This is a genomic window from Mycolicibacterium arseniciresistens (genome assembly GCF_030519285.1).
In the GTDB taxonomy this organism is placed as follows: domain Bacteria; phylum Actinomycetota; class Actinomycetes; order Mycobacteriales; family Mycobacteriaceae; genus Mycobacterium; species Mycobacterium arseniciresistens.
In genome coordinates, this window is sequence record NZ_JAUMSQ010000283.1 from 1 (window position 1) to 11,378 (window position 11,378).

General features: G+C 69.2%; 12 protein-coding genes. 9 read left to right on the forward strand and 3 right to left on the reverse strand.

Features of this window, described 5'->3' with window-relative positions; all coding sequences use genetic code 11:
• The first annotated feature begins 93 nt into the window (after nucleotides 1-93).
• The 3 genes from Q2100_RS25510 (at nucleotide 94) to Q2100_RS25520 (ending at nucleotide 4,894) form a co-directional block, all read left to right on the forward strand.
• On the forward strand, nucleotides 94-2,022 hold the full coding sequence (locus Q2100_RS25510) for an ABC transporter ATP-binding protein (protein ID WP_302916305.1): 1,929 nt from the start codon (nucleotides 94-96) through the stop codon (nucleotides 2,020-2,022).
• Nucleotides 2,019-3,839, forward strand: coding sequence for an ABC transporter ATP-binding protein (locus Q2100_RS25515; RefSeq protein ID WP_302916306.1), 1,821 nt, complete (start codon nucleotides 2,019-2,021; stop codon nucleotides 3,837-3,839). The genes Q2100_RS25510 and Q2100_RS25515 overlap by 4 nt, the downstream gene beginning before the upstream one ends.
• 110 nt (nucleotides 3,840-3,949) lie before the next feature.
• Nucleotides 3,950-4,894 (forward strand): DUF559 domain-containing protein, encoded by a 945-nt coding sequence (locus tag Q2100_RS25520; protein WP_302916307.1) that lies wholly within the window; start codon nucleotides 3,950-3,952, stop codon nucleotides 4,892-4,894.
• A 61-nt stretch (nucleotides 4,895-4,955) separates the two neighbouring features.
• On the opposite strand, the gene Q2100_RS25525 is transcribed toward Q2100_RS25520, so the two are convergent.
• The gene (locus Q2100_RS25525; protein WP_302916308.1) at nucleotides 4,956-6,059 is read right to left on the reverse strand and encodes an epoxide hydrolase family protein; all 1,104 of its coding nucleotides are present in this window, start codon (nucleotides 6,057-6,059) and stop codon (nucleotides 4,956-4,958) included.
• A 63-nt stretch (nucleotides 6,060-6,122) separates the two neighbouring features.
• Here Q2100_RS25525 and Q2100_RS25530 point away from each other — a divergent pair, with 63 nt between their 5' ends.
• Nucleotides 6,123-7,739 (forward strand): AMP-binding protein, encoded by a 1,617-nt coding sequence (locus tag Q2100_RS25530; RefSeq protein ID WP_302916309.1) that lies wholly within the window; start codon nucleotides 6,123-6,125, stop codon nucleotides 7,737-7,739.
• Here the strand turns inward: Q2100_RS25530 and Q2100_RS25535 are convergent.
• Complete coding sequence (locus Q2100_RS25535; protein WP_302916310.1) at nucleotides 7,736-8,869, reverse strand: FAD-dependent oxidoreductase; 1,134 nt, start codon at nucleotides 8,867-8,869, stop codon at nucleotides 7,736-7,738. The two genes, Q2100_RS25530 and Q2100_RS25535, sit on opposite strands and share 4 nt — an antisense overlap.
• 93 nt (nucleotides 8,870-8,962) lie before the next feature.
• Here Q2100_RS25535 and Q2100_RS25540 point away from each other — a divergent pair, with 93 nt between their 5' ends.
• From Q2100_RS25540 to Q2100_RS25560, 5 genes are all read left to right on the forward strand, one after another.
• Nucleotides 8,963-9,517: a TetR/AcrR family transcriptional regulator gene (locus Q2100_RS25540; RefSeq protein WP_302916311.1), complete on the forward strand. Its 555-nt coding sequence runs from the start codon at nucleotides 8,963-8,965 to the stop codon at nucleotides 9,515-9,517.
• A gap of 19 nt (nucleotides 9,518-9,536) precedes the next feature.
• Entirely contained in the window at nucleotides 9,537-9,992 is a 456-nt protein-coding gene (locus tag Q2100_RS25545) for a hypothetical protein (protein WP_302916312.1), read from the forward strand.
• Between the two features lie 29 nt (nucleotides 9,993-10,021).
• Nucleotides 10,022-10,234, forward strand: a complete 213-nt coding sequence (locus tag Q2100_RS25550; protein ID WP_302916313.1) for a DUF3072 domain-containing protein — start codon at nucleotides 10,022-10,024, stop codon at nucleotides 10,232-10,234.
• Nucleotides 10,234-10,479 carry a hypothetical protein gene (locus Q2100_RS25555; RefSeq protein WP_302916314.1) on the forward strand — a complete coding sequence of 82 codons (246 nt, stop codon included), beginning with the start codon at nucleotides 10,234-10,236 and terminating at the stop codon, nucleotides 10,477-10,479. The genes Q2100_RS25550 and Q2100_RS25555 overlap by 1 nt, the downstream gene beginning before the upstream one ends.
• A gap of 63 nt (nucleotides 10,480-10,542) precedes the next feature.
• Nucleotides 10,543-10,923: a hypothetical protein gene (locus Q2100_RS25560; RefSeq protein WP_302916315.1), complete on the forward strand. Its 381-nt coding sequence runs from the start codon at nucleotides 10,543-10,545 to the stop codon at nucleotides 10,921-10,923.
• 3 nt (nucleotides 10,924-10,926) lie between these two features.
• Here Q2100_RS25560 and Q2100_RS25565 read toward each other — a convergent pair.
• On the reverse strand, nucleotides 10,927-11,378 hold a 452-nt coding region (locus tag Q2100_RS25565; RefSeq protein WP_302916316.1), incomplete at its 5' end, for a carboxyl transferase domain-containing protein.

The window sequence follows — 11,378 nt, forward strand, 5'->3', positions numbered from 1 at the left end:
AGACGCAGTTCGGCCCGCAGGACGCCGGGGTCGCCGCGTGACGTTCGACGCACGGCGGGTTATTGGTTTGCGTGAGATGGGAAGATTCTCTAAGTGAGTGAACCCGTGAACTCGGTGCCCGCGATCGCACCGCCGCCCGCGCGGCCACGGGCGAGTTCGGACCTGTGGCGGCTGTTGCCGTACCTGCTGCCCTACCGGGCGCGGTGGACGGCGATGGTGGTCATCGCGATAGCGAGCCTTGGAGCCACGGTGTCGATCCCGCTGATGACCAAGGCGGTGATCGACGGCCCGGTGCGCCATCAGGACCAGCAGGGGCTGTGGCTGCTCGGCGCCGCGGCGATGGGCATCGGCATCACCGAGGCCGTGCTGTGGTTCATCCGACGCTGGCTGAGCTCGCGCGCCACCATGGGCGTCGAGGCCGACATCCGCAAGGATCTCTACGCGCGCCTGCAGATCCTGCCGATGAGCTTCCACGGCCGCTGGCAGTCCGGGCAGTTGTTGTCGCGGATGATGAACGACCTGAGCACGATTCGCCGCTTCATGTCGTTCGGACTGCTGTTCCTGGTGCTGAACCTCCTGCAGATCACCGTGGTGACGGCGATCCTACTGTCGATGTACTGGCCGCTCGGTGTCGTCGTGCTGGTCTCGATCGTCCCGATCACGTTGATCGTGCTGCACTTCCAGCAGTCCTACACGCGACTGTCGCGGCTGGCGCAGGACCAGTCCGGCCACGTCGCCACCCACGTCGAGGAGGCGGCACTCGGCCTGCGGGTGGTCAAGTCCTTCGGCCGCGAGGACTACGTCTACGACCGCTTCGACCGGCAGCTGACCGACCTGTACGACACCCAGGTCAAGCGCGTTGGGGTGTCGGCGAAGTTCTGGACGCTGCTCGAGATCATCCCGAACCTGACGCTGATCGTGGTGCTGGGTTTCGGCGCCTACGCCGCAGGCGAGGGGCACGTCACCCTGGGCACGCTGGTCGCGTTCATCACGATGATGCTGTCGCTGGTGTGGCCGATCGCCTCGCTGGGCTTCCTGCTGTCGATGACGCAGGAGTCGTTCACCGCCGCGAACCGCATCGCCGAGATCTTCGACGCGCCACGGGAGATCACCGACGGCCCGGCCGATGCGGCGCCGCGCGGCGGGCGCCTGGAACTGGTCGACGTCGGCTTCCGGTTCCCCGACAGCGAGGAGTGGACGCTCCGGCACGTCAGCGCGACCGTCGAACCGGGGGAGACGCTGGCCCTCGTCGGCCCGACCGGCTCGGGCAAGTCGGTGCTGGCCGCGCTGCTGTCGCGGCTCTACGACGTCAGCGAGGGGTCGATCCGCATCGACGGCCGCGACATCCGCGAGCTGTCACTGCCCGCGCTGCGCGAGGCGGTGGCCACCGCGTTCGAGGACCCGACGCTGTTCTCCATGTCGGTCGCCGAGAACCTGCGGCTGGGCCGCCCGGACGCCACCGACGAGCAGTTGGCCGAGGCCGTCGAGGTCGCCGCCGCGCAGTTCGTCTACGACCTGCCGTTCGGCCTGGACACCCGCATCGGCGAGCAGGGCATGAGTCTGTCCGGCGGGCAGCGCCAACGGCTGTCGCTGGCCAGGGCGATCCTGGCGGGGCCGAAGATCCTGGTGCTCGACGACACGCTCTCGGCGCTCGACATGCACACCGAGGCGGTGGTCACCGAGGCGCTGGGCCGGGTGCTGCACTCGGTGACGGGCATCGTCGTCGCGCACCGTGCGTCCACCGTGCTGCTTGCCGACAAGGTCGCGCTCATCGGCCGCACCGAGGACGGCGGCACCATCACCCACATCGGCACGCACGCCGAACTGCTGGCCGACGTGCCGCAGTACCGCTACCTGCTGGCCGCCGACGACGACCAGCTCGACGACGGCGCCGAGCGCAGCTGCGCCTGGCAGGACGACGAGGACCGGCGCCGCCTCGACCGCGCCTACGAGGAGCAGGAAGCCACCGACGACGCCTGTGCGGAGCGGCCTTTCGTGACGTCGGAGGCCGAGGCGCGATGACCGTCACGGACTGGCGCGGACGGGTCAAGGAGAGCGGCGACGACGACCTGCCGATCGACGAGAACGTGCCGCGGCGCCGTGAGGCCCGCGCGCTGCTGGGCTCGCTGCTGCGGCCCTACCGCCTGACGGTCGGGCTGCTGGCGCTGGTCGTGGTGGTGGAGAACGCCGCCCGGCTGTCGGTGCCTCTGCTCGTGCAGCGTGGCATCGACCACGGCATCCCGCCGATCGTCGACGGCGGGTCCGCGCGCGAGCTGATGCTCATCGTCGCGTCGCTGGGCGTCGTCGTGGTGGTGCAGGCCGTCAGCCGGATGTTCTTTCTGCGCCGCTCCGGCCGCGTCGGCCAGAAGGTGCTGCTCGAGTTGCGGCGCAGGGTGTTCCGGCACTTCCAGCGGCTCGACATCCGGTTCCACGACCGCTACACCTCGGGCCGGGTGGTCAGCCGGTCGACCAACGACGTCGAGGCCATCCAGGACATGCTGGAGACCGGGTTCGACTCGCTGATCACCGCCGTGCTGACGCTGGTCGGCACGTCCGTGCTGCTCGTCGTGCTCGACGTGAAGCTGGGCCTGATGTGCCTGGCGGCGTTCCCGCTGCTGGTCGCGCTGGTGTGGTGGTTCCGCACCGAGTCCGCCAAGACCTACCGCAAGGTGCGCGAGAGCGCGGCGCTGGTGATCGTGCAGTTCGTCGAGACGATGACGGGCATCAAGGCCGTGCAGGCCTACCGCCGCGAACCGCGCAACCAGGAGATCTTCGAGGACATCGCCGACGAGTACCGCGAGATCAACGAGAAGACGTTCAAGCTGCTCGCGATCTTCATGCCCGGGGTGAAGCTGGTCGGCAACGTGACCACCGGTGTGGTGCTGCTCTACGGCGGCTACCGGGTGCTGCACGGCGAGATGACGATCGGCACGCTGACCGCGTTCCTGCTGTACCTGCGGATGTTCTTCGAGCCGATGCAGGAGATCTCGCAGTTCTTCAACACCTTCCAGTCGGCGTCGTCGGCGCTGGAGAAGCTGGCCGGGGTGCTGGCCGAGAAGCCCGGCATCGCGGACCCGGAGGACCCGGTGCGCCTGGACCGGGTGCGGGGTGAGATCGCCTTCTCCGACGTCGAATTCGAGTACACCGAGGGCCGGCCGGTGCTGCCCGGGCTGAATCTCGACGTGCCTGCGGGGCAGACCGTCGCGCTGGTGGGCACGACGGGTGCGGGCAAGACGACGATCGCGAAGCTGATCGCCCGGTTCTACGACCCGACGTCGGGGGCGGTGACGCTCGACGGGGTCGACCTGCGGAACCTCTCGCAGAGCGAACTGCGCCGCCACGTGGTGATGGTGACCCAGGAGAACTTCATGTTCGAGGGCACCGTCGCCGACAACATCCGCTTCGGTAAGCCCGAGGCCACCGACGAGGAGGTGCGGGCCGCGGCGGTCGCCGTCGGCGCCGACCGGGTCGTCGCCACGCTGCCCGAGGGGTACGACACCGATGTGGCCAAGCGGGGCGGCCGGTTGTCCGCGGGACAGCGGCAGCTGGTGGCGTTCGCGCGGGCGTTCCTGGCCGACCCGGCGGTGCTGATCCTCGACGAGGCGACGTCGTCGCTGGACATCCCGAGTGAGCGAATGGTGCAGCGGGCGTTGGAGACCGTGCTCTCCGACCGCACCGCGCTGGTGATCGCGCACCGGCTCTCGACGGTGGAGATCGCCGACCGCGTGCTGGTGCTCGAGCACGGGGAGATCGTCGAAGACGGTCCGCCCGCCGAGCTCATCACCCGCGACGGGCGTTACGCGACGCTGCACCGGGCGTGGCAGGACTCGCTCGCCTGAGCCGTCGTTGCTCGCTGCGTGAGATTGACGTGACGCAGCACCTCTCTTGGCTTTCTACTGCGTGGCGTCAATGTCACGCCGCTGTCGGTGGCTGATGCCAGCATCTCGTCATGGGGAGGATCTTCCGCGGTAGCGAAGCGTTGGCCAAGGGTGCTGTCACGAGATATGAGCTGCAGCGTTGGCACCGCCGGATGTTCCCGGACGTCTACTGCGAGAAGGCTGCCACGTTGTCGTTGCGCGACCGCATCTACGGCGCCTGGCTCTGGTCCGACCGGCGGGCGGTGGTGGCAGGATTGGCGGCATCGAAGATGTGGGGAGCGAGTTACATCGACGACGACATACCGATCGAGTTGATCTGGCGGCATGGCCGGCCACCCGAAGGCATCCTGACGCGCAACGACGCCCTCGGTGACGATGAGGTCACTCGTTTCGGGCGAATACCGGTGACCTCCAATGCGCGTACGGCATTCGACCTGGGCCGTCGACTCCCGAGGAACGAGGCGGTCGCGCGACTCGATGCGCTGATGTGGTCTTGCCGCTTCTCCACCGAAGAGGTTCTGATACTGGCGAAGCGCTATCCCCGCGCCCGCGGTCTCAATGCTTTGCGCGTCGCGCTGCCCCTGGTCGACGGCGGCGCCGATTCACCCAAGGAGACCTGGCTGCGGCTGTTGCTGATCGATGCCGGCTATCCGACACCCGAAACGCAGATACCCGTCTACGACGCCGAGGGTCTGATCGGCGTCGTCGACATGGGCTGGAAGCGCCTCAAGATCGCCGTGGATTACGACGGCGACTACCACCGCACCAGTCGCGCCCGTTACGTGAAAGATCAACGGCGGGTGCGTCGCTTGGAAGCCGCGGGTTGGATCGTCATCCGCGTGATCGCCGAGGATCCGGTCGACGACATCCTGGGCCGGGTCGCCGACGCCTGGCGGCGGCGGGGCGTAGACGCGTCGAAGCCCGACACTCGCCGAGCCGGCCGGGCGGCGCGTGAGGCGCGTACCGACCGTGAGATCGACGTGACGTCGCACCGTTCTCGCACTTCTGCTGCGTGACGTCAATCTCGCCCTGAGGATGTTGAGCCGCCCGCCCCGATCACCAGGTAGTCGGCGTCATTCAGCGGACCGTGTCGAAGAACGCGGTCACGTCGTCGACGAACAACTCGGGCTGTTCGAGCGCGGCGAAGTGTCCGCCGCGGGGCATCGTCGTCCAGTGGGTGATGTTGTAGTTCGGCTCGCACCACCGGCGCGACGACTGCAGGATCTCCTTCGGGAAGGACGCCACACCGGTCGGCAGGGTGACCGGGTCGCCGCCGCCGAAGCTGTTGAAGCTCTCCCAGTACAGCCGTGCCGAGGACGCCGCCGACGCGGTGAGCCAGTACAGCATCACGTTGTCGAGCATCTCGTCGCGGCCGACGGCGTTCTCGGGGTGCCCGTCGCAGTCGGTCCACGCCCAGAACTTCTCGACGATCCAGGCCAGTTGGCCGACCGGCGAGTCGACCAGGCCGTAGCCCACGGTCTGCGGCCGGGTGGACTGCTCCTTGGAGTAGCCGGTGCCCCAGCGCTGGTGCTCGGCGACGCGGGCGAGCGCCCGCTGCTCCTCCTCGGTGGCGTCGGAGAGGTCCTTCGGCGGCCTGCCGATCGGCATGTTCAGGTGGATGCCGACGCATGACCCGACGTTGCGGCCGATCTGCGTGGTCACCGCGGCGCCCCAGTCGCCGCCCTGCGCGCCGTAGCGGTCGTACCCGAGCCGGCCCATCAGCGTGTCCCACGCGACGGCGATCCGCTCGATGCCCCACCCGGTGCCGGTCGGCTTGCCGGAGAAGCCGTATCCCGGCAGCGACGGGCACACGACGTCGAAGCCCGCGGCGTTGAGCGGCTCGATCACCTTGTGGAACTCCACGATCGACCCGGGCCAGCCGTGCGTGATCAGCAGCGGGAACGCGCCGTCGCGGGAGGACCGCTGATGGATGAAGTGGATCTCGAGCCCGTCGACGTCGGTGGTGAACTGGTCGAACCGGTTGAGCGCGGCCTCGCGGGCGCGCCAGTCGTAGCGGTCGGCCCAGTAGCCGGCGAGTTCACGGGTGTAGGCCAGCGGGACGCCCTGGCTCCAGTCGTCGACGGTCTCGTTCTCCGGCCACCTGGTGTTGGCGAGCCTCGTCCGCAGATCGGTGAGAGCGGCGTCGGTAACGGCGATGCGGAACGGGTGAACGGCAACCACTCCTCGTGCTTACCCGACCGGCAGGGGGTGGCGGTCGGCGGCTGTGACGTAGACCATAGCGGCATGGAAGCCTATGACCGCGGACCCACCGACATCGCTCTGCTCGAGGAGACGATCGGGACCAACTTCGAGCGGACCGCGCAGGCGCATCCCGACGTCGAAGCGCTTGTCGAGGTGGTCACCGGCAGGCGCTGGACCTATGCCGAGCTGAACGACGAGATCGACCGCACCGCCGCCGGTTTCATCGGCCTCGGCGTGGAGAAGGGCGACCGGGTCGGGATCTGGGCGCCGAACTGCGCGGAGTGGACGATCGTGCAGTACGCCGCGGCGAAGATCGGCGCCATCCTGGTCAACATCAATCCCGCCTATCGCACACACGAACTGGCCTATGTGCTCGAGCAGTCCGGGGTGCGCACGCTGATCGCCGCGACGTCGTTCAAGTCCTCGGACTACCGCGCCATGGTCGACGAGGTGCGCCCCGGCTGCCGGGCGTTGCGGGACGTGCTGTTCCTGGGCACTGACGAGTGGACCGCCCTGCATGAGCAGCAGGGGGTCGCCGTCGACGCGGTGCGGGACCGGATGGCGCAGCTGGACAACCGCGACCCGATCAACATCCAGTACACCTCGGGCACAACGGGTTTCCCGAAGGGCGCGACGCTGTCACACCGCAACATCCTCAACAACGGCTACTTCGCCACGGAGTTGATCAATCTGGGGCCACAGGACCGGTTGTGCATTCCGGTGCCCTTCTACCACTGCTTCGGCATGGTGATGGGGAACCTCGGGTGCACCGCGCACGGCACCACGATGGTGATCCCGGCGCCCGGCTTCGACCCCGGCCTCACCCTCGCCGCGATCGAACAGGAGCGGTGCACCGGCGTGTACGGCGTGCCGACGATGTTCATCGCGATGCTCGGCCATCCCGACTTCGCGAACACCGACCTGTCGTCGCTGCGCACCGGGATCATGGCCGGTTCGGTGTGCCCGGTCGAGGTGATGAAACGGTGCGTGGCCGACATGAACATGGCGGAGGTGGCGATCGCCTACGGCATGACGGAGACGTCGCCGGTGTCGTGCCAGACGCTGATCGACGACGACCTCGAACGGCGCACCGCGTCGATCGGCCGGGCGCATCCACACGTCGAGGTGAAGATCGTCGACCCCGGCAGCGGCGAGGCCCTGGACCGGGGCGAGACGGGGGAGTTCTGCACGCGGGGCTACTCGGTGATGATCGGCTACTGGGACGACGACGCGAAGACGGCCGAGGCGATCGACGCCGAGGGCTGGATGCACACCGGCGACCTCGCCGTCATGCGAGAGGACGGGTACTGCAACGTCGTCGGCCGGATCAAGGACATGGTGATCCGCGGTGGTGAGAACGTCTATCCGCGCGAGATCGAGGAGTTCCTCTTCACCCATCCCGACATCGAGGACGCCCAGGTGGTGGGGGTTCCCGACGAGAAATACGGCGAGGAGATCTGCGCGTGGATCCGGATGAAGGCGGGCCGCGCCGCGCTCGACGCCGACGCGGTGCGGTCCTTCGCCCGGAACAAGCTGGCGCACTACAAGATCCCGCGGTACGTGCACGTCGTCGACGAGTTCCCGATGACCGTCACCGGCAAGGTGCGCAAGGTCGAGATGCGTGAGGAGAGCGTGCGCGTCCTCGGCCTGGACGGTTAGCGGTACACCAGGCCGGACAGTCGCCACGCCAGTGCGCGCCGCACCGCGGGGATCCGGCCGGCCAGGCTCATCGCCGTGTTGCGTACCGGGCGCAGGGCGCGGGGCAGGGTGGCCAGCCGGGTCAGCCGGTCGGTCAGGGTGACGACATCCTGGGCGATGGGCCTGCGGGTGTCGCTGTAGTCGTCGAGCAGCGCGGGCGATCCGCCTTCGAGCACCGCGGCGAGTGCGGCGGCCAGCGCGACCGCGTCCTGGATGCCCAGGTTCATGCCCTGCCCGCCCGCGGGACTGTGTACGTGTGCGGCGTCGCCCACCAGCAGCAGCCGGCCGGCCCGGTAGGTGTCGGCCACCCGGTGCTGGATGCGGAACCGGGAACCCCAGGCCACCTCGGTGACCCGCACATTGCCTGCGCCGCGCTCGTCGAGGAGCTGCTGGACGAACGCGACCGACGGTTCCGCGGGTGCGTCGGCGACCGGGGCGACGATCCGGAAGGAGCCGTCGGGCAGCGGTGCCACCACCGTGAGCCCGGCCGTCGCCCAGAACAACACGACCTCCTCTTCCGGCGCGTCACCGGTCAGCCGGACGTCGGCGAGCACGAAGGATTCGTCGTAGGCGCCGCCGGTGAAGCCGATGCCTGCGTGTTCGCGCACGGTGCTGTGGATCCCGTCGGCGCCGACGACGTAGCGGGCGCGCAGCACGTCGCCGTCGTCGAACACCGCCGTCACCCCGTCGGCGTCCTGGGTGACCGACTCGAGGGTCTTCGGCCGGATGACCGTGCCGCCCAGCTCGACGAGCCGGTCGAGCAGCACCTGCTCGGTGGTGCTCTGCGGAACGAGCAGGGTGTAAGGGTAGGCCGACGGCAGGACGCTGAAGTCGATCGGGATCAGTGTGCGGGCGCGGTCGCGGATGGAGAAGCGCGGCGCCTGCACCCCCTGCTTGACCAGGCGGCGCGACACGTCGAGATCCTCGAGCACTTCCAAGGTGCGGGCGTTGACGGCGGCGGCCCGTGAGGTGTTGGCCCCCGCGGCCTGCCGATCGACGATGGTGGTCCGCACACCGCGTCGCAGCAGCGACGCAGCCAGTGTCAGTCCGCTCGGACCGGCTCCCACGATGAGGACGTCGGTGTTGTTCATGGCCCGCTCCTTCGCTTAATGCCAACGCTTGTTGGCATAACTGTGCGCCTGTCGGCCGACAAAGTCAACAGTTGTTGGCCTACACTTGTTGGCATGCGTAGATCATCGGTCGAGACGAAGGCGGTGATCCTCGCCGCCGCCCGCGAGCGATTCGCCGCGTCGGGGTTCGAGCGGGCCACCATCCGGGCGATCGCCGCGGACGCGAACATCGACCCGTCGATGGTGATGCGGTACTTCGGAAGCAAGGACCAGCTGTTCGCCGCGGCGGCGGACTTCGACCTGGACCTGCCCGATGTCGCCCACGTCGCGCCGGACGAACTCGGCAAGCTGCTGGTCGGCCACTTCGTCGACCGGTGGGAGCGCGACGAGGCGCTCGTCGTGCTACTGCGCTCCAGCACGACGAACAGCGATGCCGCGCAACGCATGCGGGAGATCTTCAGCGCGCAGCTGCTGCCCGCGCTGACGAAGATGGGGCCGACGGCACCCGCCCGGCGGGCCGCTCTGATCGCCACCCAGATGCTCGGGCTGGCGCTGTGCCGCTACGTCCTGCGGCTGCCCCCGGTCGTCGACATGACCCGCGACGAGGTGGTGGCCTGGCTGGCGCCGACGGTCCAGCGGTATCTCAGCGCACCGGACGAGCCGCGATGAGCCGGGATAATGGGACCGCGTGTGGACCCCGACGCTCGTCCTGATCGCCACCACCGCGTTGTTCTCCGGCATTCTGCTCGGCGGCGGACTCTATGAGCACCTCGCGATCGACCCGTTCTGGCCCAAGCGGCCCGGCATCGTTCAGCAGCGCAACGGCGGCATCTCCCGGCGGCGGTTCTGGCTTCCGGCGCACGTCGCGTTCGCGGTGCTGCTCGTGATGTCGGTGATCGCGGCGTGGGGGCGACCCGAGATGCGGTACCCGCTGCTCGTCGCGCTGGCCACGCACGCCGCGGCGCGGATCTGGTCGCTGCTCGACGTGATCCCCAAGGCGGCCGAGTTCGAGCGGACCGACCCCGCCGCCGTCGACGAAGCGGCGGCGGTGCGGTGGACTCGGCGCAGCCTGCTGCGGCTGCCACTGAACCTCGTCACCAGCGGCGCCATCTTCTTCGCACTGATGTTCGGATCGCACGCATAAGTGCCGCCCGCAGCGGGCATAGAACAGTCATGACTGAAGACGTGGGGCGAGCACCCCAGGAGAACGCCGAGAAGGACGCGTCGGACTGGGTCACCGGCGACGAGCCGATGACCGGACCGCAACGCAGCTACCTGGGCACCTTGGCGCAGGAAGCCGGAGAAGAGGTGCCCGACGACCTGACCAAGGCGCAGGCGTCGGAGATGATCGACCGTCTGCAGCAGCAGACCGGGCGGGGGCAGTGATGACGGTCTCCGCCGACGACGTGCGCCGGTTGCACAGCGCCGAGGGCGACGCAGTACTCGTCTTGATCGAGGGCCGCGTCGACGTGGTCACCGCCGATCAGCTGGCGTCCGACGAGTACAGGGGCGCCCTCGAGGTGATCACCCGCCGCGACCTCACCGCCCGCCTCGGTGACGACCCGTCGGATCACGAACTCACCGAGCAGGCCGCCATCCTCGACGCCGAGGTGTCCGAACTGGGCGGCTAGCGTCGACCGCGCCGCCCGATATTGCCGCGCTCGACGCCCCTCGGCCGCCTCGATACTGGACGGGTGGCACATCAGGACGGGGTCGCCGTCGAAGCGGCACGGCGCCCGCGGGCAGGGGCCGCACAGATCGTTATCACCGCGGCGCTCCTGTTCCTCCAGCTGACGCTGGCGCAGATCGCGGCGTCCGTCGTCGGGCTCACGGCGATCAGCGCCGTCGCCTCGTGCGACTCCGGGGACTGCGATCCGCGGTGGGCGCAGTGGGCGATGGAGGCGACGCTCTACGGCGGCGGCGCGCTGCTGATCGTCACCACCGCGATCGCGATCTGGCGCCTCGCGAAGGCGAAACAGTCGGTGCGCGTCGCGATCACCGGGTGCGTGCTGCAGGTGCTGCTGGCCTTGGCCGCGGCGATGATGGTCGGTATCACCGGCCCCGTCTCGTTCTGACCGTCAGGACGGCAGGCCGATTCGGCGGTAGCGCGCCAGCCGGTGCGTCAGCCGGTCGCCGTCCGGGACTTCGCGCAACCGGTGCAGTTCCACCGCGATCGACGCCGACAGCCGGGCGGTGAACTCCTGCGGTTCGTCGGCCGCGTCGGGGTGCTCGGCGACGATGGCATCGACGATGCCGTCGCGCAGCAGGTCGGCCGACCGGATGCCCTGCTGCGCAGCGAGTTCGGGCGCATGGTCGGTGTCGCGGAAGACGATGGCACTGGCGCCCTCGGGCGGCAGCGGCGCCAGCCAGCCGTGCTGGGCGGCCAGCACCCGGTCGGCGGGCACCATCGCCAGTGCGGGCCCACCGCTGCCCTGTCCGAGCAGCACCGACACCGTCGGGGTGTCCAGGGTGACGAGTTCGGCCAGGCAGCGGGCGATCTCGCCGGCGAGCCCACCCTGCTCGGCCTCGG

What these genes read in the sequence shown, in the direction of transcription:
- Q2100_RS25540 (WP_302916311.1), top strand. Translation starts at nt 8,963, where the DNA reads ATGCGTAGATCATCGGTCGAGACGAAGGCGGTGATCCTCGCCGCCGCC.
- Q2100_RS25520 (WP_302916307.1), top strand. Translation starts at nt 3,950, where the DNA reads ATGGGGAGGATCTTCCGCGGTAGCGAAGCGTTGGCCAAGGGTGCTGTC.
- Q2100_RS25550 (WP_302916313.1), top strand. Translation starts at nt 10,022, where the DNA reads ATGACTGAAGACGTGGGGCGAGCACCCCAGGAGAACGCCGAGAAGGAC.
- Q2100_RS25555 (WP_302916314.1), top strand. Translation starts at nt 10,234, where the DNA reads ATGACGGTCTCCGCCGACGACGTGCGCCGGTTGCACAGCGCCGAGGGC.
- Q2100_RS25530 (WP_302916309.1), top strand. Translation starts at nt 6,123, where the DNA reads ATGGAAGCCTATGACCGCGGACCCACCGACATCGCTCTGCTCGAGGAG.
- Q2100_RS25535 (WP_302916310.1), bottom strand. Translation starts at nt 8,869, where the DNA reads ATGAACAACACCGACGTCCTCATCGTGGGAGCCGGTCCGAGCGGACTG.
- Q2100_RS25515 (WP_302916306.1), top strand. Translation starts at nt 2,019, where the DNA reads ATGACCGTCACGGACTGGCGCGGACGGGTCAAGGAGAGCGGCGACGAC.